Origin of the sequence: Novosphingobium sp. PhB165 (genome assembly GCF_004341845.1) — a bacterium.
In the GTDB taxonomy this organism is placed as follows: domain Bacteria; phylum Pseudomonadota; class Alphaproteobacteria; order Sphingomonadales; family Sphingomonadaceae; genus Novosphingobium.
This window is the reverse complement of the sequence record NZ_SLVB01000002.1, coordinates 149,168-174,530: the sequence shown is the minus strand read 5'-3', so window position 1 is coordinate 174,530 and position 25,363 is coordinate 149,168. Positions and strand designations below refer to the sequence as shown.

The following is a 25,363-nucleotide window of genomic DNA, read 5'->3' as shown; positions in this document are numbered from 1 at the left end:
TCGGCCGCCGCAGCCGACAGGGTGACAAGAACTCAACGACTTCCGATCGCAAAGCGAGCAGTAATGCCCACTTCGCGCTCTGCGGTCATGCTGATGTTCCGATAGGCGCTTGCCGGCGCCACTCCGCCCACCACCGAAGCGCCGCTGACGGGCGCCGTCGCCGTGCGCGACAGGACGCGGTCGGTATCGAGCATGTTCTTGGCATAGATCCCGATGTCCCAGCTATCGTCCGCCGCACGGATGCCGGCGAAGAGGTTGATGAGCCCATAGGCGGAGATGTCGTCGATCGGGTTGGTGGGATCGTTCTTCGACTTGCCGTAGAAGGTGACCAGACCGCGCAGATATCCGTCGATGGAGCTGCTCAGCCCGGTTTCGTAACTCGACTGAAGCGTGGCGACGAACGGCGAGTTCGTGCCCGAGCGCAACTTGTCGACTTGGCAGACGGCCACTTGCTGGCCGCCCGTGGCAGCCAGAATATCGGCCGCCGTGGGAATACCGGCGTAAGGGTTGCACGGGATCGTGGCGTTGGTGATCCGGCCGTTGGCATAGCTCAGGTTCGCGCCGATATCCCAGCCCCGCACCGGCGTTCCGCCCACTTCCAGCTCGACGCCGTCCACCTTGGCGGGAACGCCTACCGTCAGAGTGGTGATCGACCGCACGCCGGTCGTGCCGCCGACGTCTGAGATGTAGAAGATGTTCGGTGCCGCATAGGCGAAGTTGTCGAACGTCTGGTGATAGCCGGTCAGGTTCACCCGCAGCTTGCCGTCGAGCCAGAGGGACTTGATGCCCAGTTCGTAGGACTTCGATTTCTCGGGGTCCGGGTAATAGAGGCTCGCAAGCAGGCCATAGGGCTGGGACTGGTTGCGCAGTTGCACCGGATTGGTGGCCGAACCCGGCCGCCATGAGGTGCCGAAGCTGGCATAGGCCATCAGGTTTCGCGTGAAGTTGTGCTTGAGCGAGGCGGAATAGATGGTCGCGTGGAGCACCCGGTCCTCGTCGGCGGCGGGGATATCGACGCCATTGGTGCTGAGGCCACCAGTGGAATGATAGCGGATCCGGCGGATGCCGCCGGAAAGTTCGGTAGAGGCGCCGATATGCGCGGTAAGGTTGCCGAAGAACGACCGCTCGAACGATCCCCCCGTGCGGAGCACCGACGTGTGATTGAGCAGCAGCGGCCTGGCGGCGCTCCCCGCGAACACCGGCGTCTGGATGTCCAGCAGCGTGGGATTGTCGTTCTTGTTCCACAATGCGCCGACCACGTAATCGAAGATCCCGGCGATGCGGGTGTCGGACGAGAGCCGCAATTCGTGGTTGGTCTGCGTCGCGGTGATATCGGCCACTTGCGCCGCATCAAGAAACGATTGCGGCACCGTTGCCGGCAGCGCCGCGCCAAGGTCGTTGGTCTGGCTGGAGTGGATCTCCTGCCGGTTGTGCGAACCGACGTAGTTCACCGACTGTCCCCACACCTGCAAGTGCGCGGACCAGTTGTAGACCGTGAAGGCCTGCCGGTAGGTATAAGGCGCGTACATCACCGAGAGGCGATCCCCGGGCGCGATGGGGATCGGGGACGGCGGCGCCGTCGGGTCCGCGTAGTCTAGCGATTCCGCCTGCACGAAAGTCACCGCCTTGCGCAAGGTCGTGGTGTAGGACCCGTCGAGCGTCAGGGCATCGAACGGCACCGCCCGCAGCGACACGCGGCCGCCTTCCGTGCGGCGCGAAGGATCGGTGGAATTGTTGATGCTGGAGATGCGGTTATCATCCCCTTCGTCAAGGATACCGGCAAGGCGGATGCCCAGCCTGTCGTTGATGAGCGGGATATTGAGCGCGGCCTGCCCGTTCACATCGCCCCAGGTGTTCACCGTGCCCGAGACGCTGCCGCCCACCTCGCTGAGGTCAGGGCGGCGCGTGGTGACGGTGATCGATCCCGAGGGGGACGCCCGCCCGCGCAAGGTCCCCTGCGGCCCGCGCAGGACCTCGATCTGGCCGATGTCGAACATCGACTGGAACAGGATCGGCGCCGAAGTGGGCGCATCGTTGAGGTAGAATTCGATAGTGCCGTTGTTGCCGCTGGCGTTCACGTCGTAGGCGATGCCACGCAGCGTTGCCCGCGTGGCAATGCCGTTCGGGTCCTGCGCCAGGGTCAGGCCCGGGACGAGGCTCTGGATTTCCTTGAACTCGCGGACATTCAGCTTGCTGATTTCCGCCCCGGTCACGGCCTGAACCGTGAGCGGAACGTCCTGCAACGTCTCCTCGCGGCGGCGGGCCGTGACGATGATCTCGCCCACGCCGATGGCGGACTGCGACGACGAATTCTCCGCCGTTTCCTGCGCCAAGGCGGGATCGACAAGACCCATAAAGCTGACACCCGCGAGCAGCAGCGTACCAATTCCCCTCATTATGTCCTCCCCAGGCATGTCGTTTTTTTTGAATTGGAATGGCGTGAAATCAGGGTGTTATGCCGGTGTTTTCTCCTGCGCCCACGCTGCCAGAGCGATACGATCGAGCTTGCCGCTGCCCAGTCTCGGCAAGTCGCCCACGAAGACCACATCACGCGGCAGCTTGAAGTGCGCGAGCCGGGGTTTCAGCCATGACAGCAGGTCCTCCCCACTGAGCGGGCGGTCCATCCTACAGACGATGTAGATCCGCACCGCTTCCACCTTGCGCGCGTCCTCGACGCACACGGCGGCGCAGTGTTCGACGGCCTCGTGCTCGCAGACGGTCCGCTCGACTTCTTCAAGACTGACGTTTTCGCCGCCGACCTTGGCCATCAGCTTGATCCGGCCGCGATAGGTGACGAAGCCCTCTTCATCGACCGAGACAAGGTCCTCGCTGTGCACCCAACCCTCGGCATCCAGTGCCCGTGCCGTCTCCTCCGGCTTGTTCCAGTAGCCGATCATGGTGTTGCCCCGCACCCACGCCTCGCCGATCTGACCGGGCGCGACGTCGAGCCCGGTTCGCGGGTCGATCACGCGCACCTCATTGCCTGGCAGCGGCCGACCGCCGGTGGCGTGCTTGTCCCGCGGATCGGTCGGTCCGGTGATTGCGCAGGGGCCGTAAGTCTCGGTCAGGCCGAAGGGGGAGAACGCGAATTCCACGTTCGGAAGCACCGTGCGTGCCGCCTCGTTGTGCACGTGGGCCAGCCGCAGGCTGTCCAGCACGATGCCGCGGGCATGCGCCTCCATCACGGCTTCCTTGCCCAGCACGCCAATGAACACGGTGGCGCGCTCCTGCTGGATCAGGCGGATCGCCAGATCGACATCGAAAGCCTCGGTGAACACCAGTGTACCGCCCTGCGGCAGCATGCTCATCAGCCCGTAGATGCTGCCCCCCGCGTGGAACAGCGGCATCATCGAGAAATAGGTATCGCCCTGCCCCATGCCCGTGCGCCGCGCATGCAGGATGCCGTTCGCCACGAAGCCGCCCTGCTGGAGCATCACGCCCTTCGGAAAGCCGGTGCTGCCCGAGGTGTACTTGACCATGATGAGGTCTTCGGGCGTGGCCGCGAGCGCCATGCGGTCGGCGATCGCCAGCCATTTCTCGCGCGTTTCGGGGGCCGTATCCTGAAGCGCAGACCAGTCGTAGGCGCCCGGATGCGAAGACCCGGAGCGGCTGTAGACCACCACGTTGCGCAGATCGGGCAAGTCCCGCGAGCACAAGGCACCCGGCGCCGTCGCCTCACCGAACTCCGGGCAGATCTGCGCCAGCATGTCCGGCATGTCGAGCTTGCGGAAGCGGTCGAGCATGATGAGGTGCCGCGCGCCGGACTGGGCGATGCAGTACTTCACTTCGGGCGGCTTGAGGAACGTGTTGATCGGAACCACCGCCGCGCCGAGCCGGACCGCCGCAAAGCACGAGACGACCCATTCGAGGCGATTGGTCATCCACAGCACCACGCGGTCCCCGCGCGCCACGCCTATGCTGGCGAGGCCTGCCGACATGTGGCGCACGCGGTCGAGCAACTGGGCATAAGTCAGTCGCCGGACGACGCCCTCATCGTCGGCGCCGACAATGGCATCGCGTTCCGGATCGAGCGCGGCGGCATCGACCAGCGCCTGCCACAGCGTGCGGGAACGGGCTGCCTCCAGCGCCGCGCGGTCAGCCACGCTGGCGGGAATCCAGGCGATCGGCCGGGCCTCGGTCATGGTCTCTTCCGGCATCAGGCCACCGCGAATTCGGGATGGTTCAGACGGAACAGGCGCGCAGCGTTGCCGCCGACGATATCCGCCTTCTCCCGTTCGGAAATGTCGATACCGTCAAACAGATGCGCGATGACCTCGCGTGAACGCGGGAACGTGCCTTCGTGATGCGGATAGTCCGCGCCCCAGAGCAGCGCCGATGTCCCCGTGACCGAGCGGGACATGATGCAGGCCCGGTCGGTCTGAAACGAACAGGCCACCTGCCGCGCGATGATTTCGTGCGGCAGCAGCGATAGCTTCGGGCGCACGAACGTCTCATGCGCCTCGTAAACCTCGTCCATCCGTTCGGCGAGCGCTGCCAGCCAGCTGGCGCCGCCCTCGATCACGCAGACCTTGGCGCCGGGAAACCGGTCAAGCAGGCCGCCGGCGACCATCGCGCCGATAGTGATCATCCCGTCGGTCGCCTGCACCATGTAGTTCATCACGGCGCCGCCCGCGCCCCGGAAGCTGCGGACATCGTTGCGCCCGGTGCCGGTGTGCAGTGCGAAGACGATGCCCAGCCGCTGGGCCGCGTCGAACACCGGGTCCCACGCATCTCTGGTATAGGCCGGCAGGCCGGAATCGCGCTCGATCAAGCTCGGCAGCATCGCCGATGTGAAGCCGAGCGCCGCCAGCCGCTCCATCTCCGCAACCGTCTGCGCGAAATCGCGCACCGGCAGGATCCCGCATCGCACGAAATGCCGGGTGTGGTCCTTCAGCAGGCCGTGCAGCCAATCGTTGTAGACTTGCGCCGTGGCCAGTTCGGCCTCGGCATTCTCGATCATGTAGGCGGTCAGCCCCAGGCTGGGAAACACGATCTCGGCATCGACGCCGTCCAGCGCCATGTCTTTCAGGCGATATTCGATCTCCCGGTTTCCCCGCCGGTCGGGGCGGCCGAACGGCTCGCCATCGGGGCCGATGCGCGGCGCCCCGCGTTCGATGGGCACGCGCTGGAGCACTTTGTCTCCCGCCTTCGACAGGATGAAATCCCCGTCCTTTTCCGCATGCAGGCCGAACTTGCGAAGCGAAGGCGGCAACCCCTCGCTGAACAGGTCGTTGGGTTCGACGATATGCCCGTCCGCGCTGAACACGAAAGTCATGGCTGCTCCTCCGGGGCAGGAGCACCCGCGCGGCGCCGGATTTGAAGAGAATGCAAGGCGCCCTCCGGCAACGACGATCCGTTGCCGGCAGAACTGTTCCCAAGCACCCTTCCCGTACGCGGCGCGGCTCTCCGCTGCCCTCTTGTTGTAACGGGCTCAGCCTATGTCAGGAGAAGCGCACGGAACATTCGCTATTGCCATATATCTCCCATCGAATTTTCCGATGGGTTCATTCGTGCTCGAACAGGAAGTGGTCGAACGCCGCGACCAGACGGCTGCGCCGGATCGAGGAAGGCCGCGCCAGACTGAAGGCACGGGTATAGGAAAACCCCGCGACATCGAGCTGCGCCAGCCGCCCGTTGTCGAGATCGAACTGAACCAGCGCGCGTGACAGGCAGCCGATTCCGCCTCCGGCAATGACGGCATGGCGCACGGCCCAATTGCTGGTGGATTCGAAGGCGACCGGCAACTGGCCAATCTCCTCGTGCATGTAGTAGCGCAGGCGCGCGGTCTCCGACGAGTTGGCCTCGCGCAGGCACCAGTGCGCGTCCTTCAGGTCGGCGATCTGCAATGGCCCGCGCCGGGCGAGCGGGTGATCGGCGCTGACCACCAGCACCAGCTCGTCCGTCTTCCACCGCGTCAGCTCGATACCCGGCACATTGGGGAAATTCTCGATCAGCGCGGTCTCGATCTCGAACCGGCCGAGGCGTTCGAACAGAGTCAGTGTCGATTCCGATTCCACCCGGATCTGGACTTTGGGATGACGGCGCATGAACTCCACACAGAGGCGCGGCAGTTCGGTTTCCGCGATCGTGGCGGTTGCACCGATCACGAGCTGGCCGCTCAGTTCCCCCTGCCCGTCGCGCTCGATATCTTCCAGTTCGCCCAGTACCGACCGCACCATCGGATGCAGGCGGCGCCCTTCGTCGGTGATCTGGAGCGGGCGCCCCTTGGCGTGGGCGAACAACTGGCGGCCCAGCACGATCTGAAGATCGCTGATCGCGGTGCTGGCCGCGCTCTGGCTGACATTGAGCTTCGCGGCGGCGGCCGTCACGCTGCCCAGCGTGGCCACCGCGTCGAATACCTGAAGCTGGCGAATGGATATCTTCATGATGGCAAGCGCCTCATCCCGGCCTGTTTTGGCACATCGTAGGAGTCATCGGAAAAACCGAAAAGCCCCCTCATGACTTTGCGGGTATTTCGCGGTGCTCCCGGTCGTATCATCGCCGCATCAAAACAGAGAGGATGCCATGAACACCGCCACGCTGGAGCGCTCGCAGACCGGTTCGTCGATCAAGGTCATTGATGCCGACACCCACCTTACCGAACCGCACGACATGTGGGTAAAGCGTGCGTCGGCGGCCATGCGCGACAGGGTGCCGCAAGTGAAGATGCTGAACGGCACGCGCAGCTGGGTGATCGATGGGGACAAGTCCATCGGCACCGGCGCGCATCCCAACAGCGCGATCCTCAAGCAGGGCGGCAAGGTCCGCGACCTCGACACGTTCCTGAAATTGCAGTTCGAGGACGTGCACACCGGATCCTCCTCCGTGAAGGAGCGTCTGGCGGTGATGGACGAGGCGGGCATCTACGCGCAGATCGTCTATCCCAATATCCTCGGCTTCGGCGGGCAGGCGGCAGCCAAGGTCGATCCGGAACTGCGGCTCGAATGCGTCAGGATCTACAATGACGCGATGGCGGAATTGCAGGAGGAAAGCGGGCAGCGCCTGTTCCCGATGGCGCTGTTGCCCTGGTGGGACGTGAAGCAGGCCGTGCGCGAGACCGAGCGCTGCATCGCGATGGGCCTGCGCGGGATCAACATCAATTCGGACCCGCACACCAGCACGGATGCGGACGGCAAGCCGCTCCCCGATCTCGGCCATGAACACTGGTATCCGCTCTGGGAAGTGTGCGAGGACAAGGACCTGCCGATCAACTTCCACATCGGCGCCTCGGAAACCGCGATCGACTGGATGGGGCAGCAGGGCTGGCCCTCGCTGCCGCGCGACTTGCGCTCCGGCATCAGCGGCGCGATGCTGTTCTTCAACAACGGCAAGGTGGTGTCGAACCTGATCTATTCGGGGCTGCTCGACCGATTCAGGAAGCTGAAGTTCGTCTCGGTGGAGAGCGGGATCGGCTGGGTGCCGTTCCTGATGGAAGCGCTGGACTACCAGTTGCAGGAAATCGCCGAGACCAAGAGCTTCGACAAGAAGCCCTCGGAATACTTCAAGAGCAACTTCTACGCCTGCTTCTGGTTCGAGGAAGGCCGCAGCGCCGCCGAAACCGCGCGCAAGGTGGGCATGGACAACGTCCTGTTCGAAACCGACTTCCCGCACCCCACCAGCCTCTATCCCATCGATCACCTGGAGAACCGGCTGGACGGCTTCACGTTTGAGGAGAAGTCGAAAGTCCTCAGCCTCAACGCATCGAAGCTCTACAAGATCGAAGTCTGACCGGGGAGGTCAGCGCAGGCAGCAAGGGCACGTTCCTCGCTGCCTGCTACTTATATTCCAATAAGATCGGGGCGCGGGGGCCCGGGGAGAGAAAGCCTTGAAAATCTGTCGCTTCACACTGGCCGATAGCCCGGAAATCCAGCGCCTCGGGATTGTCGAAGGCAACTTCGTTCACGATGTCACGGCCAGCACGGACGCATTGCCTGCCTTGCGGTGGCCATTCCCGCCGGGGGACCAATTGATCGGCCAGTTGCCGCATCTGCTTCCGATCATGGCGGATCTTGCGCAGACCATGCCGCCCATCGCGCTGGATGCGGTGCGCCTGCTCTCGCCGGTGGCCAACCCTTCCAAGGTGGTGTGCGGCGCAGGCAACTGGAAACACCACGGCGCCCCGTTCGGCATGATCGGTTTCATGGGCAAGTCGGCAACGGCAATTGTGGGCGCCGGTACCCCCGTGGAAATCCGCTGGCCGGACCGCACCACCCTGCATGAGCCCGAACTCGCCATCGTCATCGGGCGCAAGTGCACGAACGTCTCGCAGGCCGAAGCGCTCGACTATGTCGCCGGCTATGCCTGCGCCTTCGACACCACGCTCAAGCCCGAGCGCGAGGACTGGGCCTTCTGCAAATCGTTCGACACTTACGGCACGCTGGGCCCGTGGCTGGTCACGAAGGACGAGATCCCCGATCCCTCGGCGCTGTCCTACAAGTTCTGGGTGGACGACGACTTGCGCGGAGAGCGTAGTTTTGCGGACCTTACCGGAGCACCTGCGGAAATGATCGCATTCGCCTCTACCGCGATGACGCTCTATCCGGGCGACATCGTGCTTTCGGGCGCCGCCGATGTCGGCCCGATCCGGCCGGGAGAAACGATGACCATCGAAATCGGCGGGATCGGCCGGATGTCGGTGCCGATCGTGCTCTCTCCGCATGCGCGCGCCGGGTAATAGGCGCCGCCTCAGGAAGCGGGAAGCATACCCTCGACAAGGATAGCTTCCCGCCTCGTGAAAAAGGGCGCGTCAGGCGCCGAGCAGTTCCGCCATCTCCACCACGCGCTTCTCCCGCGCGCTGAGTTCCGCCGCCGCGCCGATGGCGACTGCCATCAACCCGTCGCGCGCGGTAACCTGAACCTCGCCCTCGCCGCGAACCGCGCGGGCGAAAGCCTCGTGCTGGTAGAATGTCGCGCCGTGATGCGAGCCGGCATCCATCGCCGCCTCGTCCACCGCCACATGCCAGCGCTCGACCGCCTTGGGGCCGGGCCAGGGCACGCGCGGCGACCAGACGAGATCACCTGGCGGGATCAGCACGTCGAGGCGGCCCTTGTCGCCGGTCGCGCTCATCTCTTCCTGATGCTCGGCGCCTTCGGCAAACATGCACAGATCCAGCAACGCACGGGTGCCATCCGCAAAATCGACAGTGGTGAAGCTGTTGTCGATGATGTCGGGCTGGCGGCCGTCATAGCGCTCGTCGACGTGGTTCACATCCATCGCGCCCGAACAATAGACGCGCACCGGCTCCGAGCGGGTGATGAGCCGCATCAGGTCGAAGAAGTGGCAGCACTTCTCCACCATGGTACCGCCGGTATTGGCCGAGAAACGGTTCCAGTCGCGCACTTTGACGAGGAACGGGAAGCGGTGCTCGCGGATCGAGAGCATCTGCAAGTGGCCGACCTTGCCGCCGTGGATCTCGTCGATGAAGGCCTTGGCGGGCGGCATGAAGCGGTATTCCATGCCGGTCCAGAACACGCCCTTGCGCGCCTCGGCGCGCTCGACCACCCAGCGCGCGTCTTCCATCGTCGTGCAGAGCGGCTTTTCGCAGAGGATCGCCACGTCGCTGTCCAGCAGCGGTTCCAGCACCGCCCGGTGCGTGAAATTCGGCGAAACCACGACGACCGCATCGAGGCCCGCGTTGGCAATCATGCTGGCGCTGTCGGCATATTCGGCCACGCCCTCGGCCTCGGCGCCCAGCGCGTCCTTGGCCCAGCCCAGCGAGGTCGGCTCGGGATCCGCAATTGCAACGACTTGGGCGCCTTCAAGGATTTTAAGGTTGTGGATGTGTTCCACACCCATCATGCCGGTACCGACGATCCCGTACCGCAAAGCGTCTTTCATTTCGGCAATCTCTATTATATCGGTTGAGAATATGACCCTCCCCCTATCGACCCAATCCGTCCCGCTCGGCAAGAGTGGAATTTCCGTTTTTCCGATTGCCTGGGGCATGTGGCGGCTCGCCCGAGCCGATGGCAATGACGATATCGGCGCCATTGTCGCGCGTATCGAAGCCGCTCTCGAAGCGGGCATCACCCTGTTCGACACCGCAGATATCTACGGCTGCGACGCAGCGCTCGGCTTCGGCGGTGCGGAGTTGCTGCTGGGCAAGGCGCTCGCCGCCCGGCCTGACCTGCGCGCGCGCATGGTGATCGCCACCAAGGGCGGCATCGTGCTGGGCGTGCCCTACGATTCGAGCCCGGAATATCTGAACAAGGCGCTCGAAGCCTCACTGGAACGCCTCGGCCTGCCGTCGGTCGAACTCTACCAGATCCACCGCCGCGACTTCCTGGCCCACCCGCGTGACGTGGCCGCAGCCCTCTCCGCCATGGTCGAGAGCGGCAAGGTCAAGTCCATCGGCGTGTCCAACTACAGCCCCGCCGAGTTCGAGGCGCTGCAAGCCTTCCTGCCCTTCCCCATCGTCTCCACCCAGCCGGAATTCTCGGCCGCGCGTTATGCGCCGCTCTATGACGGCACGCTGGATCAGGCGATGGCCCGCGACGTGGCGGTGCTGGCATGGTCGCCGCTCGGTGGCGGCCGCCTTGCATCGGGTTCGGAAGAGCCGGTCGCGAAACTGTTGGCCGCGCAGGGCGAGCGCTTCGGCACCGATGCCGCCGCTGCCGCGCTCTCGTGGGTCATGGCGCATCCCTCGCGCGCGATCCCCATCGTCGGCTCGCAGAACCCGGAACGCATCCTCGCCTCGCGCGATGCGCTCAAGGTCGAATGGACCGCGCCCGAATGGTATGCGGTGCTGGAAGCCTCGATGGGAGCACGCCTGCCGTGAGTTTGGATCCCTGCGAGATCAGCTGGTTCTCGGCGCTCTGCGACGATGACTACGAGTTCCTCGGCCAGCCGGACCCGATGCTGCGCTCCAGCTGGGAGCACTGCCGCAATATCGTGACCGCCGCCGAGGAGGGCGGTTTCGACAATGTGCTGCTGCCTTCCGGCTATGCGCTCGGCATCGACACTACTGCCTTTGCCGCCGCCATCGCCACGCAAGTCCGCCGCATCAAGCTGCTGATGGCCGTGCGCATCGGCGAGATGTGGCCTGCCCAGCTTGCCCGCCAGATCGCCACGATTGACCAGATCTTGGGCGGCAGGCTGAACATCAACATCATTTCCAGCGAAATGCCGGGCGAAACGCTCGACGGCGGCGCGCGCTATGAGCGCACCACCGAGGCCATCGAGATCCTGCGCACCCTGCTCTCGGGCCAGCCGCTCGATCATCAGGGCCGGTTCTGGAACCTGAAGCTCGACGCCCCGCGCATGATCGCGCCGGGTTCGAAGTGTCCGGCGCTCTACTTCGGCGGCCTGTCGGAACCTGCCCGCGAAGTCGCCGCCAAGGGCTGCGACGTCTACCTCATGTGGCCGGATCGCATGGAGGCGGTGAAGGAAACCATCGCCGACATGCGTGCTCGCGCGGCGAAATATAGCCGCACCTTGCGCTTCGGCTACCGCGTCCACGTGATCGTGCGCGAGACCGAAGCGGACGCACGCCTTGCCGCCAACCGCCTGCTCTCGCGCCTCGACGCGGCCGAGGGTGCGGCGATCCGCGCGCGTTCGCTCGACTCCCAGTCGGTCGGCGTGCAGGCGCAGGCGGCTCTGCGCGAAACCGCGAGCGATGACGGCTACGCCGAGGACAACCTGTGGACCGGCATCGGCCGCGCCCGCTCGGGCTGCGGCGCCGCCATCGTTGGCGATCCGGATCAGGTGCTGGCGAAGCTTCAGGCCTATCGCGAGGCCGGGATCGATGCCTTCATCCTCTCCGGCTATCCGCATGCGGCGGAGGCGGATCTGTTCGCCCGGCACGTGCTGCCTAGGATCGATCACGGCCCCTTGATGTTCTGATTTCCAGCGCTTCCCGGTTCCTCCCCTGCAAGGGGAGGTGGCAGCGGCGAAGCCGCTGACGGAGGGGTGAAACGGGCTCGGGCCGTGGCGCCACGCCGAGAGCCCGACACCCCTCCACCACCCTTCGGGCGGTCCCCCTCCCCTTGCAGGGGAGGATTTTGGGGCGTCCCGCAAGTGGACCGGCGCGAGTAAACGCGTACGAATTCCTTAGGCCATCGTGGCCTCAACAATACCGTCGCCCCCGCGAAGGCGGGGGCCCCGCTGCCTTTGCTCCACGCTCGCCAAGAACAAGCGGGGTCCCCGCCTCCGCGGGGACGACGGAGAGTTTTTAGGGGGATCTCAGCCCAACTCCGCCGCCTCCAATCCCACCCCCGAGGCTAGAATTTCTTGTTCGCGCACGTCTGGCCCCACCGCTAGACCACGGGTTCAGAACAGAAGGTCCGCGATGTCGATTTCCCCCCGAGCCCCGATGAACCGCCGCAAGGCGCGCCGCGCATGACTCTCTCTCCGCGCCGCCGCTGGCTGCTCTTCACACTCGCCCTGACGGCGGGCGTGCTCAATCTCGTCGACCGCCAGATCATCTCGGTGCTCAAACCCACGATCGCCGCCGACCTTGGCTGGACGGACAACGATTACGGCACACTGGCGGCATGGTTTCAGGCAGGCGCGGCATTCGGCTTCCTCGCGGCAGGCTGGATCGTTGACCGGCTGGGCGCGAAATGGGCCAATGCGGCAGGCGTCGCCGCCTGGTCGCTGGCAGCGATGACCCATGGCTGGGCCAGCAGCTTCAGCCAGTTCGTGCTCTGCCGCATCGGCCTTGGCGCCACGGAATCGATGGGCACTCCGGCCGGCGTGAAGACCATCGCGACGATCTTCCCGCCCAATCTGCGCTCGCTGGGCTTCGGCCTCACCAACATGATGAACAGCATCGGCGCCATCCTTGCGCCGCTGGCGATCCCGGTGGTCGCGGCTTTCTGGGGCTGGCGCGCGGCGTTCGTGATCGCGGGCCTGATCGGCCTTGCGTGGGTGCTGGCATGGCTGACCGCCTCGCGCGGGGTGGATTTCGGCGATAGCCAGCCCGCCGTCCCCGGCAACGTCCTCTCGGGCGACAGGCTGTTCCTCAAGGAAGGCCGCACCTGGACCATCGCCCTCGCCAAGGTCCTGTCCGACGCGACGTGGTGGCTGATGCTGTTCTGGATGCCGGACTACTTCCACCGGCAGTTCGGCCTTTCCGGCACCGAACTCGGGCCGCCGCTGGCGCTGGCCTATTGTGGATCGGCGGCGGGTTCGCTGCTGTCGGGCTATGCCGCCAATCGGCTGTTGTCGAAGGGCTGGAGCGCCAACCGCACGCGCAAGACGCTGATGCTGATCTCCGCGCTCTGCGTGGTCCCCGTGCCGCTGGCACTCCACGCACAGGAATACTGGATGGCAGTCGGCCTGATGGCGCTGACGCTAGCCGGGCATCAGGGTTTTTCGACCAACCTGTTCGGCCTGATCGCCGACGTCACGCCGCGCCACAAAGTCGGCCGCGTGACCGGCTTCGGGGCATTCTGCGGCAACCTTGGCGGTACCGCGATCAGCAAGATTGCCGGGCTCGTGCTGGCTGCCGGGCTCGGTTACGGCCCGCTCTTCGGCTTCGCCTCGGTATCCTACCTGCTGGCGCTGGGGTGGATCCAGATCACCATGCCCAGAATCGTCCCTGCCGAGGATACGTAGGATCACCTCGTCTCCCGCATGGGGCGACTAAAGGAAAACTATCTTTCTCAACTGAATTGGTTGACTATGGTCCGCGCGGTTCAAGGGAGACAAGAATGACCATGACCCCGCTCCGCGCCGCCCGCACTCTGCTGCTGGCATCCGCGGTTCTCTTCCCGGCAGCGGCCTATGCCGATGAGGCTGCCGATCGAAGCGCCATCACCCCGCAGCCGGGCGAGATCGTCGTTACCGCGCGTTATCGCGATGAATCGCTCCAGCAGGTGCCGATCGCGATCACCGCCGTCAGCGGCCAGTCGCTTAACGACCGCGCGATCCACACGCTGCAGGACCTCTCCAACACCGTTCCCTCGATCGATTTCCGCAATGGCGCATCGAACAAGGACCGCACGGTCTTCATTCGCGGTGTCGGCACGATCAGCACCTCTCCGGGCGTCGAATCCTCCGTCTCCACCGTGCTCGACGGCGTCGTGCTCACCCGCCCGGGCCAGGCCACGCTGGATGTCGGCGAAGTGGAGCGCATCGAAGTTCTGCGCGGCCCGCAGGGCACGCTGTTCGGCAAGAACGCCTCGGCGGGTGTCATCAGCATCGTCACCGCCGCGCCCTCGCAGCAGTTCCACGCCTATGCCGAAGGCTCCGCGACGACCGACGAGGAATACCGCATCAAGGCGGGCGTTACCGGCGGCATCGCGCCCGGCATTTCGGCCCGGATCGACGGCCTCTATGCCAATTATGACGGCAATGTGCGCAACGTCTACACCGGCAACGAGGTGAACGGCTACGAGCGTTACGGCGTGCGCGGCAAGATCCAGGCGCAGGCGACCGACACGCTGAAGCTGACCCTCGCGGGCGATTACCTGCACTCGCACGACACGACGCCGAGCGGCGTCTACGCCAGCACCAGCCAGATCGCCTATCCCACCGGCGCGGTCACGCAGTCCCCGGCACTTGCCGCGTTCCTGGCCAGCCAGGGCATCACCGCCGGCCCCGAAAACCGCAAGGTCAGCACCAATTTCGACACCGATGTGCGCGACCGGAACTACGGCGGCTCGCTGACCGCCGAATGGGGCATCGGCGACTACACCGTCACCTCGATCACCGCCTATCGCGAGTGGAAGAACGAGCAGCATCAGGACTACGACGCCCTCTCGCAGCTTTCCGCCACGTTCCCCGAGGGTGAGGACTTCGGCACGGTCGACAACCACCAGTTCTCTCAGGAACTGCGCCTGACGTCGCCGAAGGGCAAGTTCATCGACTATGTGGTGGGCGCTTACTACCTCCACACCAAGACTGATGAAGTCTACACCCGCGCGCTCACCCGCCTGATCTCCGGCGCCGAGAACACCGTGACGGGCGTGGCGAATTACGGCGTCACCGGCGATAACTACGCGGTGTTCGGTGAGGCCAATATCAACTTTACCTCGTGGCTGCGCGCCATCGCTGGCTATCGTTCGACCTGGGACGATCTCAGCTACTACCACGTGCGCACGTCGACCAACGACCCGACCAATTCGGGCTCGCCCTCGCTCGATGTCGCGGGCATCCGCGCCTATCACAACTCGGCGGATTCGACCTCGACACGCGGCGATTCCTATCGCGGCGGCATCCAGGCGGACTTCCTGACCAACAATCAGGCCTATTTCACCTATTCGCGCGGCTACAAGGGCCCGGCCTACAACGCCTATTTCAACATGCGCTCGCTCAACGCGACCACGCCGCTGGATGAAATCGCGCTGAAGCCCGAAACCTCTGACTCGTTCGAAGGCGGCATCAAGGGATCGGCGCTCAATCGCCAGATCACCTATGCGCTGGCGGTCTATTCCACCAAGTTCCACAACTATCAGGCCAACTACAACGACGTGGTGGGCGGTGCGCAAGTCACCCGCCTGATCAACGCGGGCACCGTGCAGACCAAGGGCGTGGAGTTCGACTTCGGCCTGCACCCGATCCCGGGCCTCTCGCTCGATACCTCGGTCGCCTATACCGATGCCAAGGTGATCCACTTCATCTGCCCGGCCGGCGCGCCGTCGAGCTGCGATATCGACGGACAGGTCCTGCCGTTCGCGCCGAAGTGGAAGCTTTACAGCAACGCGGCCTATCGCTTCGCGCTGTCGAACGCGCTGGACCTCGAAGTGCAGTCGGACATCACGCTGAAGAGCCGCACGCAGTACCAGCTGACCGAAACGCCGGGCACGGTGCAGCCGGGCTACTATGTGTGGAATGCCAGCGTCGCGCTAATCGGCACGACCGGCGACTGGCAGCTGCGCGGTTTCGTGAAGAACATCACGAACCAGAGCTATTCGAACTACCTTGCCAACGGCACGCTGGCCGGTATCGTCCGCTACGTGCCGCGTGACGACAAGCGCTATGCGGGCATTCTGCTGCGCAAGGACTTCTGATTGAGCGGGCCGTGGGTGGGAGAATATCCGCTCACCCACGGCCTACCCATGAGCGTCCAAGTCCGAACTCAGCCCAAAAACAAACCCGTCGCCCCCGCGAAGGCGGGGGCCCCGCTTTCTGGTTTCACGCGGAGGCGCGGAGACGCAGAGAAAACCGTGCAGCATTGCACCGTCCTCTCTGCGCCTCCGCGCCTCCGCGTGCTGAACGAAGAACAAGCGGGATCCCCGCCTTCGCGGGGATGACGGAGCGTTGAATTCAAATTTTGATCAGGAAATCCAAGCCGTTCAGAGCCCCTCGCCACCCACCCAATGGGCGTCGGCCAAATAGCGCGCAAGGTTCCAGACCTGCCGCCGGATATCCGGCACCGCCACGATCTCCCAGGCCTCGCCCTTGGTCACCGGTCCGACTGCGAACAGGGTGTCCTGCGGCTTGCCCTCGGCATCGCGCACGCGGCCGAGATGTTCGACATCCAGCCCCAGCCGGTGCTCGTCCGGCCGAACCCGGCCCTGTGCGAGCAAATCCTGCACCAGCGGCAACCCGCTGCGCAGCAGGTCGCCCTCGGGCCCGGTGCAATTAATCACCCGGCAGACTTCCAGCCTTTCCAGCCGATCCTCGCCGCGCGGACGATAGTCCACCGCGACGCCCCGATCCGTGGCCTGCGAGCCGGCCAGCTTGCCGGCAACGAAGTCCAGCCGTCCTTCCGCTTCCAGTTCCGCCAGCCGCTTCGCCACATCGGGCGCAAGGCGATGCCGGTGGACATCCCAATAGGGCCGCAAGTGCCGCAGGAAGCGGCGCTGGGCGGCAGCATCATGACGGCGCCAGAGGTTCTGCGTGTGCGGCCGCTGCTCGTCCACCGCCGCGCGCCAGCCAATCACTTTGGCCCGCTCCCGGATCTGGCGGACCAGTGCGGAACCGCGCGCATCGGGCGCCGGGACGTTCTCGACCGCCGGGCCCGTCTCGGCATGGGCGTGCGGCTTCAATCCGCGCCGCGACAGCGCGGTGATGCGGCCCTTGAACCCTGCCTTGTCGAGCGAGAGGATCATGTCCGCGGCCGTCAGCCCCGTGCCGATCAGCAGCACATGATCCAAAGTCTGGGCATCGGCAACCGCGCCGGGATTCCACGGATCGGCGAAGCAGCGATCCTCAGGCAGCGCCGCCAGTGCCGGATGCGGCGCGGGCGGGAAGTTGCCCAGCGCCAGAACCAGCGAACGGGCCTCGATCTCGCTGCCGTCGTCCAGTTGCACAGTGACCTGTCCGTCTCCAAAACGCGCCGACAGCGCTTCGGCGCTGATGATCTGCGCCCTCGGCCCGGCATCGGACAGCGCCTTGATCAGCAGTTCGCGCAAGTAGAGTCCATACGTCAGCCGGGGCACGAAGCGATTGGCCTGTTCCTCCCCCGTCTGGCCGATCCAGCGCAGGAAGTTCGCCGGATCGTCGGGAAAGGCGCTCATGTTGGCGGCGCGCACGTTGAGCAGATGCTCCGGCCCCCGCGTGCCGAACGCGAGTCCCTTGGCAAGCTGCGTCTGGTTGCGCTCGATCAGCACCACCCGCACGCCCTGGCGGATCAGGTTGATGGTGAGCAGGGTGCCACTGAACCCGGCGCCGACTACGGCTATGGGAAGGTCGCTGGGTTCGACTTTGGGGAGCATCTGATTCATGTCGCCTCCAGCCTATCCGCATAGCCACCCATTTATCAACCATTTTGGTTGAGAATAATGCCGGTATCATAATGAAAGGCGAAAAAACTGGGGAATTGCCGGGCTCGCGATGCCAGATCCTCGCTTGATCGCGCCCTGTAGCAACGCTTCATGGGCCCGCGGGCGACGACCGGTGCATGGCTTACGACGACGCCCGAATGACAGCTGGCCGGGCAACCGAATCCCCGTTGACAGAACATTGTCCACCGTTATGGTTGAGAATGTAAGGCGCACCACGAGTCCGCCTTTCCCCGGCCTCCTCCGGTGGCACGAAGCCCCGCGAAGCCTTCCGTGCAGGTCGTCAACGACAGCACCCCCATCCCGTAATTTTCGATGCTGCCCGCCACCCGCGCCGCAGCCGACGAGGAGATTGTGCGATGAATGCCGTCACCCATGCTACCCGCCCTGCCGAAACCCATGCCATCGACGATTTCGAAGTCATCCGCGTGGAAGCCAATCTCGGCGCAGAGATCCGGGGCCTCGACCTTACCGGCCCGGTCACCGACGAACTGGCCGACCTGCTCCGCAGCCTCTTGTGGGAACATCAGGTCCTGTTCTTCCGCAATACCGGCATCGATGATGCCAAACAGGCCGAAATCGGCCGCATCTTCGGCCCGCCGGTGGCCGACAGCATCGCCAAACGCCGGGGCGTGAAGGATGAGGACATCATCCCCTTCAACACCGGCCCCTATTCCAACGGCTATTACGGCACGCCCTGGCACGCCGACGCGACCTACCTCGAAACACCCTATCAGGTATCCATCCTGCGCAGCGTGATCGCGCCGGAACTCGGCGGCGACACCGCCTTTTCCAGCGGCATCTCCGCCTACGAAGCGCTCCCTGACGAGGTGAAGCAGAAGATCGAAAGCCTCGACGCCATCCACCGCCCGAACGGCAAGGCCTACCGGCTTATCGATGACGAGAAGGAACTGGCCGATTACCTCGACGAATATAGCGGCGTGGCCCATCCTGTGGTCATCACCCACCCCTTCAACGGCCGCAAGGTGCTCTACGTCAACGAAGGCTTCACCAAGGAAGTGGTCGGCCTGCCGGAAGACGAGAGCAAGGAGCTGCTCCGCACCCTGACGCACCAGTTCTACCGGCCCGAAAACATCGTGCGGTTCAAGTGGCAGCCGGGCTCGCTGGCGATCTGGGACAACCGCTCCGTCCAGCACTACGGCGTGGCCGACTATGGGCAGGCCCAGCGTCAGCTCGTCCGCATCGTCGCCCAGGGCGACCGGCCGCGCCGCTGAACCCGCCGATCTCCGCCCCTTCCGAAAAAACTGAGCAAGGGTCCGCATCCGTGACCAATCCCCGTCGCCTCTCCGGTTTCCTTGCCTTGAGTTCCGTTGCCCTGCTGGCAGCCTGCCACTCCTCTTCCAAGCAGGACGAGCAGCCCACCCTGCGCGTCGCCGACCAGCTCCACACGCTGCAATCGGCGATCGGCGCGGCGGGCGAGGGCCAGCCTAAGTCCTATCAGATCCAATGGTCGAATTTCATTGGCGGCCCGGCCGTGATCGCGGCCGAGACCGGCGGATCGGTGGACCTTGGCTGGATGGCGGAAACGCCGATGGTCTTCGCGCAGGCGGCGGGCAGCCCGGTTCGGGTCGTCGCGGTCAGCAGAGGGCTAAAACCGGGCACCTCGAACATCGCGCTGGTGGTGGCGGCCAATTCGCCGATCCATTCCGTGGCGGATCTCAAGGGCAAGAAAATCGGCTACACGTCGGGGACGATCTCGCAATATCTGGTCGCGCGGCTGCTCGATCAGGCCGGTCTGAACTTTGACGACATCACCTCGGTCAGTCTCTCCGGCATCAGCACCGCGGTGCTGGACAACGGGACTGTCGACGCCTTCACCGCAGCGGAACCGATGCTCACACAAGGGATCGAGGCCGGCAAGCTGCGCGTGCTGGCCTATGGCGGCCAGCCTGTCACGCCGGGATATGGCTATCTCGTGGCTTCCGAGGCCGCGCTGGCCGATCCCAAGCGCGCGGCGCTCATCGCCGATTTCGTGGAGCGCACCGCCCGTTCGGTGAAATGGCAGCGCGAGAATGTCGACAAGGCTGCACAGGTCTCGGCCAAGGCCTACAACGTCACCCCCGCACTGGCCGGCCAGATCCTGCGCCGCATGCCACTGGGCTATACCCCGATCGATGCCTCGATCGTGGCCGGCCACCAGCAGGAGTCCGACCTGTTCCACAAGTTCGGCCTGATCCGCCAGCGGGTCGATGCCTCGAAACTGTTCGACCACCGCTTCGACGCGTTGGTCCGTACCGTGGAGAACGGACGATGAATGCTCCCTTCTTCGATCCCGGCCCGCTCGTTCGCCCCGCGATCCGCACGAAGGAGGACAAGCCGGACCGCCTTTCGCTGGCGCGCCGGGCGATCGGGCCGCTGCTGGTGCTCGCGCTCTGGGCGGGAACGACCAGCACCGGTCTGGTGAGTGCCACGACCCTGCCCTCCCCCAGCGCACTCGCGACGACATTAGCGCATTTGTGGACCGAGCAGGCGCTTCCCCACCAGGTCGCCGTCTCGCTCACCCGCGCTCTGGCGGGCGCCGCGCTCGGCATTTCGCTGGGGCTGCTGCTCGGCATCATCGCGGGGTTGACGCGGCTTGGCGAGGAACTGTTCGACGCAACCTTGCAGATGATGCGCACCGCTCCGCCGCTGGCTTTGGTGCCGCTGTTCATCGTCTGGTTCGGCGTTGACGAAACGCCCAAGCTGCTGCTGATCGGCCTTGCGACCCTGTTCCCCATGTACCTCAACACCTACTCGGGCGTGCGCAATGTCGACCGCAAGGTGGTGGAGGCTTCCCGCACTTTCGGCCTCAGGGGCCCGCGCCTGATCCGCGAGGTGATATTGCCGCTGGCCCTGCCCTCGATCCTCACGGGTCTGCGCTTTTCGCTCGGCGTATCGCTGCTGATGCTGATCGCGGCCGAAACGATCAATGCACAGGCCGGGCTCGGCTACCTGCTCAACACCGCGCAGGTCTATCAGCAGGTCGACGTGATCCTCGTCTGCATCTTCATCTACGCCGTGCTCGGCCTTGGCGCCGACCTTTTCGTTCGCCTGCTCGAAAGAGTGCTCATGCCGTGGCGCGCCAATCTGGCAGCGCGATAGGAGACCGACGATGCTGCATTCCGCACCTTCCAAGCCTTCCGCTTCCGTCCACCCGCTTTTCGTACAGGAAGTGCTCCGCAATCGCGAGATCGACCCCTTCGAGGGTCGTCCGCAAGCGGTGGCCGTGCAAGGCGTCTCGCGCCTGTTCCACGGCCGCCCCGTGCTTGACGGGGTGGACCTGTCGATCCGGCCGGGCGAGTTCGTCGCCCTGCTGGGTGCCTCGGGCAGCGGCAAGACCACCCTCCTGCGGATCCTCGCCGGACTCGACGCCCCCGACAGCGGTGAGGCGTGGGTGCCCGAAGCACGGACCGTGGTGTTCCAGGAACCGCGCCTGATCCAGACCAAAAAAGTCTGGAAGAACGTCGTGACCGGCCTTTCCGGCCGCGCCGCGGCACGGCACGTGGCAGCCGAGGCACTGGCCGAAGTGGGCCTTGACCACCGCGCCGACGCATGGCCCGCCACGCTTTCGGGCGGCGAGGCGCAGCGGGCGGCGCTGGCCCGCGCATTGGTGCGCAAGCCGCGCCTGCTGCTGCTGGACGAGCCCTTCGCCGCGCTCGACGCGCTGACCCGCCTACGCATGCAGCGGCTGATCGGCGCGCTGTGCCAGACGCATTCACCGGCCACACTGCTCGTCACCCACGATGTGGAGGAAGCGCTGCTGCTGGCCGACCGCGTGCTGGTGCTGCGCAACGGCCGCATTGCCTATGACAAGCGCATCACGCTGGAGCGTCCGCGTGTCGCCAGCGGTCAGGAATTCGACGCCTTGCGCAGTGAACTGCTGTCAGAACTGGGCGTGCATGAGGAAAATCCAGTGCCCGCCTGAAGCGGCAAAGGAATGTAAACCGGCCAATCCCAACCCTCAGCCGTCATCCCCGCGAAGGCGGGGATCCCGCTTCTTGCGCGCGAAACGAGAGGTTGAAAGGCAGCGGGGCCCCCGCCTTCGCGGGGGCGACGAAGCAGTGGACCTGGAAGTTTAGCGTCACATTGAAGCCGAGCGGACATCCAACGCCGAATTCATCCGCGCACTTTAGCCCTGCTCCACGGACTCCCGAAGTTCGCGAAAACCCGTCTCGATATGCTGCCGCGTGGCCAGCATGGCCGTGGCGGTATCGCCCGCGATCAGCGCGGCCAGCATATCGTCATGCTCGTCAGCAGCGCGGCTGACGCGCCCTTCGAGCCGATTGATAAGGTCGAAGGGATAGCGGGCCCAGAGGATCTGCACGAAATGCAGCGTCTGCGGCATCGCGGCGATCTCGAACATGCGGTGGTGGAACCGGTAGTTCGCCGCACGCGCCGCCTCGTTGTCGCCCGCCGAGAAGGCGGCGGCGAACTCGCCCGCCAGCACGGTCAGTTCGGCGATGTCGGCCCCGGTGACGTTCTCCACTGCGCCGCGCACAAGCTGGGTTTCCAGCAGGATGCGCAAGTTCAGAACCTCGCTCGAAGCCTCGATATCGAACGGCGCGACAGTGGCGCCGCGATGGCTGTCGCCGATCACGTAGCCCTCGGCCGAAAGCAGTTTCAGCGCCTCGCGGACCGGGGTAATGCTGGTCTTGAGCAGCGTGGCGATTTCCTGCTGCTTGAGGCGGGAGCCACGGGGAATCCGGCCCGAGATGATGCCTTCGCGCAGGAAGTCCGCAACCTGCTCTTCCTTCGTGCGAAACGGCATCATCGCATTGGTCGTCACTTGCGCATCACCCCTTTTGTCGCACCGGTGCCCAGGCGAAATCGCCGGGTTGATAGGCCTTGGCGGCCCCCGCTGACAACAGCGCCGCCGCTTCCTCCCCCGAATAACCGAGATCGGCGAGCAGCACTTCGGTATGTTCGCCGATCTCCGGCGGCGGCAAGCCGGGCTCGACAGGACCCACGCCCGCGAATTCGGGAACTTCGAACTGGAGCCCGCGATATTCCACATCGCGCAGCTTGCCCGGCTGACGGGCCTGCGGCGTTTCGAGTACGCGTTCGAGCGGCATGACTTCGTGGAAGCCAAGGCCCGCGGCTTCGAGCCGGGCCACGGCTTCGTCGAACGTGAACCGGGCCACCGCTATACGCACGGCCTCTTCCACGGTTTCGCGGGCCTTCTTGCGGTCGCGCAGCCTGGCGAATTCGGGAGCATCATGCTCGGGCATGGCAAGCGCGCCGGTCAACCGCGCCCAATGCGCATCGGTGAGGACGAGCAGGTAGATCCAGCGCTGGTCCGAAGTGAGATAGGCGCCGTAGCCAGGCATCGAGAACTCGCCGCCGCCCTCTTTTTCAAGGCGGCCGAGCAACTGCGTCTTGAGCTGCATGCCCGCCAGATCGCGTGCGGCCAGATGGAGGCCGGTCTCGTATAGGCCCACCTCGATCCGGCGCGCCGCCTCGTCGGCATCGGGATCGAGCAGTGCGGAAAGCACGCGGATCACCGCGTAAGTGCCCGCGAACTGGTCGTGGTAGGAAGGGCCGAAGCGCGTCGGTCGGTCGTCCACGCGGTGGTCGTCCATGGCCCCGGTCGCCGCTTCGGCAATCGGGTTGGTCATCAGCCCTTCGGCCTGTGGGCCATGGGTGTAACCCTTGATGTGGACGTGCACGAGGCGCGGGTTCACGGCCATGCAATCGTCCGCCGTAACCCCCAGCTTGCGGGCGGCCGAGGGCGCAAGGTTGTGAATCACCACGCGCGACGTGGCGACAAGACGGCGGAACACCTCCTTGCCCTCTTCCGTGGTCAGATCGAGGCAGATCGCCTTCTTCGAATGGCTATAGGCAATGATCGTCCCGGAGGGCCCCCCGCGCACCAGAGAACGCGTGGTATCGCCTGCGGGCGGCTCGATCTTGATGACCTCCGCCCCCAACTGCGAAAGAATATGCGCCGCGAACGGCGCCGCGATCATGGTGCCGAGTTCCAGCACGCGCATGCCCGAAAGGGGCCTGTTTCCCTTGCTCATGCCTGTCTGGCTAGCAATAATGCATTATCCATCATAGCCACGCCGCATCCGTCGGGCGATATCCGGCGTATCAAAGCGGCTTGCCGCAAGCCTCCATCGGCAACGAGAGGCGGGGATCCGTCAGGAAGGCGTGGTCGGTCAGGCTGCCGAGGAATGCGAGAAGCGCGTCCAAATCAGGCTCCGACACGGAAATGCCGTCGTGCACGCGGATGGCGTCGGCAAGCGTGGGTGCGGAGCCGTCGTGCAGATAGGGCGCGGTGACGCCCACATTGCGCAAGCTCGGCGTGCGGAACTTGCCGAAATCCTCGCGGGATGCGGTGACTTCCGCCAATCCCGCATCGCCGCCCGCCGCGCCGATGCGGTGAAACTTCGCGTCCGTGAAGTCCTTGCCGGCGTGACAGGACGCGCAGGATCGCTTGAACACCTCCAGACCGCGCCGGGCTTCCGCAGAGAGACCATCCGCCTGCCCGGCCGCGAACCGGTCCCACGGACTGCTGCGCGAGACCAGCGTCCGCTCGAATGCGGCGATCGCGCTGACCGTATTGTCATAGTCGATCCGGCCACCTCCGCGCGGAAAGGCCTTGCGGTACATGGTGCGATAGCACGGATCGCGCCCAAGCCTTTTCGGTATCTCCGCCTCATGCCCGGTCATCGCCATCTCCACCGGATGCTCTCCGAGGATCGGCACGGCGGCCTGCTTCTCAAGCGTGGTCTGGCGCGGATCGGCCCATGTCAGCGGCGATAGCGAAGCAAGGTTCTGAAGGCCGGGGACGTTCCGCCGCCCGGGATCGCCAAGCGCGCCGGGATGCATGCGATTGCCATCCGCGAAAGCGTGGTGCTGTTCATGACACGTCGCGCAGGACATCGTCCCGTTGATCGAGAGGTCCGCGTCGTAGAACAGCCGCCGCCCCAATTCGACTTTGGCCGCGCTGTCTGCGCGCACCACAGCGCCCGTCTCCCGCCCCTCACCCGATCCCGAAACGGCGAGCAGGCCGAAAAACGCAGTGGCGATCAGCAACAGGCCCGGCAGGGCATAACGCATGGCAGCGTCAGGGCAGCCGGGCGATCAGCAGCGGCAGACGGGATTCGGGATTGGCCGAAATCTGAAGCTGATAGTCGCCGGGTTCGAGCGTGAAGTCGACCATCTTGCGAATGCCCGAACAGTCCGGCCCATGGCCATGCGCGATGGAAGAGACGGCGGCCCCGCCCTTGACTACATCGATCCACGCGGCCGATCCAAGCGCCACACGGTACTTGCCGGGCTCTGTAATCGTGAAGGCGAAAATTCCGCCAAAACTGACCGATCCGCCCGGTTTTTCGGGCCTTAGCGCAAAGTGGACTTCGGGCGTGGCGCGCAATCCGCCGTCGACCGCCTTGCCCACTTCGAGCCGCGCGGCGGTGAGTCCGTGCGCGTCCCCCGCTGCCACCAGGGTCGTCCGCGAGTTCCATGCCGAGAGTTCGGGTGGCAGCGCGACAGGGGTGGAAGGACAGGCGATCGGGTCGGGAACGACGTTCGCCATCTCCTGAGCCCCGGCCGCGCCGGAGGCCAGCAATGCCGCGAGCGCCCAACCGCCGGATAAAACCCCGATACCGCGTCCCGTCACCATGAGTCCCTCATTTCGTTGCACTTTCGCGTCCGCAAAAAACTATATACGGCCGGATATAGAGAATCG

At 65.1% G+C, this 25,363-nt stretch carries 20 protein-coding genes; 10 read left to right on the top strand and 10 right to left on the bottom strand.

Annotated elements, in window-relative coordinates; genetic code table 11:
- Positions 1 to 32 precede the first annotated feature (32 nt).
- The 4 genes from EDF56_RS06430 to EDF56_RS06415 all read right to left on the bottom strand — a co-directional run bounded on the left by EDF56_RS06430 (position 33) and on the right by EDF56_RS06415 (position 6,386).
- Positions 33 to 2,396, bottom strand: coding sequence for a TonB-dependent receptor (locus EDF56_RS06430; RefSeq protein WP_165912105.1), 2,364 nt, complete (start codon positions 2,394 to 2,396; stop codon positions 33 to 35).
- A gap of 57 nt (positions 2,397 to 2,453) precedes the next feature.
- Positions 2,454 to 4,157, bottom strand: a complete 1,704-nt coding sequence (locus EDF56_RS06425; RefSeq protein WP_207904640.1) for a class I adenylate-forming enzyme family protein — start codon at positions 4,155 to 4,157, stop codon at positions 2,454 to 2,456.
- Positions 4,157 to 5,275: an amidohydrolase family protein gene (locus tag EDF56_RS06420; RefSeq protein WP_132385930.1), complete on the bottom strand. Its 1,119-nt coding sequence runs from the start codon at positions 5,273 to 5,275 to the stop codon at positions 4,157 to 4,159. Before EDF56_RS06420 ends, EDF56_RS06425 begins: the two co-directional genes overlap by 1 nt.
- Positions 5,276 to 5,504: 229 nt before the next feature.
- The gene (locus tag EDF56_RS06415) at positions 5,505 to 6,386 is read right to left on the bottom strand and encodes a LysR family transcriptional regulator (RefSeq protein ID WP_132385929.1); all 882 of its coding nucleotides are present in this window, start codon (positions 6,384 to 6,386) and stop codon (positions 5,505 to 5,507) included.
- A 139-nt stretch (positions 6,387 to 6,525) separates the two neighbouring features.
- On the opposite strand from EDF56_RS06415, the gene EDF56_RS06410 reads away from it, so the two are divergent.
- The gene (locus EDF56_RS06410; RefSeq protein WP_132385928.1) at positions 6,526 to 7,728 is read left to right on the top strand and encodes an amidohydrolase family protein; all 1,203 of its coding nucleotides are present in this window, start codon (positions 6,526 to 6,528) and stop codon (positions 7,726 to 7,728) included.
- A 97-nt stretch (positions 7,729 to 7,825) separates the two neighbouring features.
- On the top strand, positions 7,826 to 8,674 hold the full coding sequence (locus EDF56_RS06405; RefSeq protein ID WP_132385927.1) for a fumarylacetoacetate hydrolase family protein: 849 nt from the start codon (positions 7,826 to 7,828) through the stop codon (positions 8,672 to 8,674).
- Positions 8,675 to 8,746: 72 nt separating this feature from the next.
- Here EDF56_RS06405 and EDF56_RS06400 read toward each other — a convergent pair whose 3' ends face one another.
- Complete coding sequence (locus EDF56_RS06400) at positions 8,747 to 9,838, bottom strand: Gfo/Idh/MocA family oxidoreductase (protein ID WP_207904639.1); 1,092 nt, start codon at positions 9,836 to 9,838, stop codon at positions 8,747 to 8,749.
- 106 nt (positions 9,839 to 9,944) lie between these two features.
- Between EDF56_RS06400 and EDF56_RS06395 the strand changes: the two genes are divergently transcribed.
- The 4 genes from EDF56_RS06395 (at position 9,945) to EDF56_RS06375 (ending at position 15,954) form a co-directional block, all read left to right on the top strand.
- Positions 9,945 to 10,778 (top strand): aldo/keto reductase, encoded by an 834-nt coding sequence (locus EDF56_RS06395; RefSeq protein WP_243652428.1) that lies wholly within the window; start codon positions 9,945 to 9,947, stop codon positions 10,776 to 10,778.
- Positions 10,775 to 11,842 (top strand): LLM class flavin-dependent oxidoreductase, encoded by a 1,068-nt coding sequence (locus tag EDF56_RS06390; RefSeq protein WP_243652427.1) that lies wholly within the window; start codon positions 10,775 to 10,777, stop codon positions 11,840 to 11,842. The genes EDF56_RS06395 and EDF56_RS06390 overlap by 4 nt, the downstream gene beginning before the upstream one ends.
- 495 nt (positions 11,843 to 12,337) lie before the next feature.
- Positions 12,338 to 13,558, top strand: a complete 1,221-nt coding sequence (locus EDF56_RS06380) for an MFS transporter (protein WP_132385923.1) — start codon at positions 12,338 to 12,340, stop codon at positions 13,556 to 13,558.
- Between the two features lie 95 nt (positions 13,559 to 13,653).
- Entirely contained in the window at positions 13,654 to 15,954 is a 2,301-nt protein-coding gene (locus tag EDF56_RS06375; RefSeq protein ID WP_132385922.1) for a TonB-dependent receptor, read from the top strand.
- Positions 15,955 to 16,239: 285 nt separating this feature from the next.
- Here the strand turns inward: EDF56_RS06375 and EDF56_RS06370 are convergent, their stop codons facing one another.
- Entirely contained in the window at positions 16,240 to 17,613 is a 1,374-nt protein-coding gene (locus EDF56_RS06370) for an FAD/NAD(P)-binding protein (RefSeq protein WP_132385921.1), read from the bottom strand.
- 416 nt (positions 17,614 to 18,029) lie between these two features.
- On the opposite strand from EDF56_RS06370, the gene EDF56_RS06365 reads away from it, so the two are divergent.
- Genes EDF56_RS06365 through EDF56_RS06350 form a run of 4 tightly spaced genes read left to right on the top strand, consistent with a single transcriptional unit; the run spans position 18,030 to position 21,595 of the window.
- A complete protein-coding gene (locus EDF56_RS06365; RefSeq protein ID WP_132385920.1) occupies positions 18,030 to 18,905 on the top strand; it encodes a TauD/TfdA family dioxygenase in 876 nt (291 codons plus the stop codon).
- Between the two features lie 50 nt (positions 18,906 to 18,955).
- Positions 18,956 to 19,945, top strand: a complete 990-nt coding sequence (locus EDF56_RS06360; RefSeq protein WP_132385919.1) for an aliphatic sulfonate ABC transporter substrate-binding protein — start codon at positions 18,956 to 18,958, stop codon at positions 19,943 to 19,945.
- On the top strand, positions 19,942 to 20,772 hold the full coding sequence (locus tag EDF56_RS06355; protein WP_132385918.1) for an ABC transporter permease: 831 nt from the start codon (positions 19,942 to 19,944) through the stop codon (positions 20,770 to 20,772). Before EDF56_RS06360 ends, EDF56_RS06355 begins: the two co-directional genes overlap by 4 nt.
- 10 nt (positions 20,773 to 20,782) lie before the next feature.
- A complete protein-coding gene (locus tag EDF56_RS06350; RefSeq protein WP_132385917.1) occupies positions 20,783 to 21,595 on the top strand; it encodes an ABC transporter ATP-binding protein in 813 nt (270 codons plus the stop codon).
- Positions 21,596 to 21,799: 204 nt separating this feature from the next.
- Here EDF56_RS06350 and EDF56_RS06345 read toward each other — a convergent pair whose 3' ends face one another.
- The 4 genes from EDF56_RS06345 to EDF56_RS06330 all read right to left on the bottom strand — a co-directional run bounded on the left by EDF56_RS06345 (position 21,800) and on the right by EDF56_RS06330 (position 25,297).
- Positions 21,800 to 22,456: a GntR family transcriptional regulator gene (locus tag EDF56_RS06345; RefSeq protein ID WP_207904638.1), complete on the bottom strand. Its 657-nt coding sequence runs from the start codon at positions 22,454 to 22,456 to the stop codon at positions 21,800 to 21,802.
- A gap of 7 nt (positions 22,457 to 22,463) precedes the next feature.
- Positions 22,464 to 23,690: a CoA transferase gene (locus EDF56_RS06340; protein ID WP_132385916.1), complete on the bottom strand. Its 1,227-nt coding sequence runs from the start codon at positions 23,688 to 23,690 to the stop codon at positions 22,464 to 22,466.
- A 70-nt stretch (positions 23,691 to 23,760) separates the two neighbouring features.
- Positions 23,761 to 24,732 (bottom strand): cytochrome c peroxidase, encoded by a 972-nt coding sequence (locus EDF56_RS06335; protein WP_132385915.1) that lies wholly within the window; start codon positions 24,730 to 24,732, stop codon positions 23,761 to 23,763.
- 7 nt (positions 24,733 to 24,739) lie between these two features.
- The gene (locus EDF56_RS06330; protein WP_165912104.1) at positions 24,740 to 25,297 is read right to left on the bottom strand and encodes a homogentisate 1,2-dioxygenase; all 558 of its coding nucleotides are present in this window, start codon (positions 25,295 to 25,297) and stop codon (positions 24,740 to 24,742) included.
- Positions 25,298 to 25,363 lie beyond the last annotated feature (66 nt).

Excerpts from the sequence above, each read along its gene's own strand:
- EDF56_RS06430 (WP_165912105.1), bottom strand. The coding sequence starts at position 2,396 with ATGAGGGGAATTGGTACGCTGCTGCTCGCGGGTGTCAGCTTTATGGGT.
- EDF56_RS06425 (WP_207904640.1), bottom strand. The coding sequence starts at position 4,157 with ATGCCGGAAGAGACCATGACCGAGGCCCGGCCGATCGCCTGGATTCCC.
- EDF56_RS06420 (WP_132385930.1), bottom strand. The coding sequence starts at position 5,275 with ATGACTTTCGTGTTCAGCGCGGACGGGCATATCGTCGAACCCAACGAC.
- EDF56_RS06415 (WP_132385929.1), bottom strand. The coding sequence starts at position 6,386 with ATGAAGATATCCATTCGCCAGCTTCAGGTATTCGACGCGGTGGCCACG.
- EDF56_RS06410 (WP_132385928.1), top strand. The coding sequence starts at position 6,526 with ATGAACACCGCCACGCTGGAGCGCTCGCAGACCGGTTCGTCGATCAAG.
- EDF56_RS06400 (WP_207904639.1), bottom strand. The coding sequence starts at position 9,838 with ATGAAAGACGCTTTGCGGTACGGGATCGTCGGTACCGGCATGATGGGT.
- EDF56_RS06395 (WP_243652428.1), top strand. The coding sequence starts at position 9,945 with ATGTGGCGGCTCGCCCGAGCCGATGGCAATGACGATATCGGCGCCATT.
- EDF56_RS06380 (WP_132385923.1), top strand. The coding sequence starts at position 12,338 with ATGACTCTCTCTCCGCGCCGCCGCTGGCTGCTCTTCACACTCGCCCTG.
- EDF56_RS06375 (WP_132385922.1), top strand. The coding sequence starts at position 13,654 with ATGACCATGACCCCGCTCCGCGCCGCCCGCACTCTGCTGCTGGCATCC.
- EDF56_RS06370 (WP_132385921.1), bottom strand. The coding sequence starts at position 17,613 with ATGAATCAGATGCTCCCCAAAGTCGAACCCAGCGACCTTCCCATAGCC.
- EDF56_RS06365 (WP_132385920.1), top strand. The coding sequence starts at position 18,030 with ATGAATGCCGTCACCCATGCTACCCGCCCTGCCGAAACCCATGCCATC.
- EDF56_RS06355 (WP_132385918.1), top strand. The coding sequence starts at position 19,942 with ATGAATGCTCCCTTCTTCGATCCCGGCCCGCTCGTTCGCCCCGCGATC.
- EDF56_RS06350 (WP_132385917.1), top strand. The coding sequence starts at position 20,783 with ATGCTGCATTCCGCACCTTCCAAGCCTTCCGCTTCCGTCCACCCGCTT.
- EDF56_RS06340 (WP_132385916.1), bottom strand. The coding sequence starts at position 23,690 with ATGAGCAAGGGAAACAGGCCCCTTTCGGGCATGCGCGTGCTGGAACTC.
- EDF56_RS06335 (WP_132385915.1), bottom strand. The coding sequence starts at position 24,732 with ATGCGTTATGCCCTGCCGGGCCTGTTGCTGATCGCCACTGCGTTTTTC.
- EDF56_RS06330 (WP_165912104.1), bottom strand. The coding sequence starts at position 25,297 with ATGGTGACGGGACGCGGTATCGGGGTTTTATCCGGCGGTTGGGCGCTC.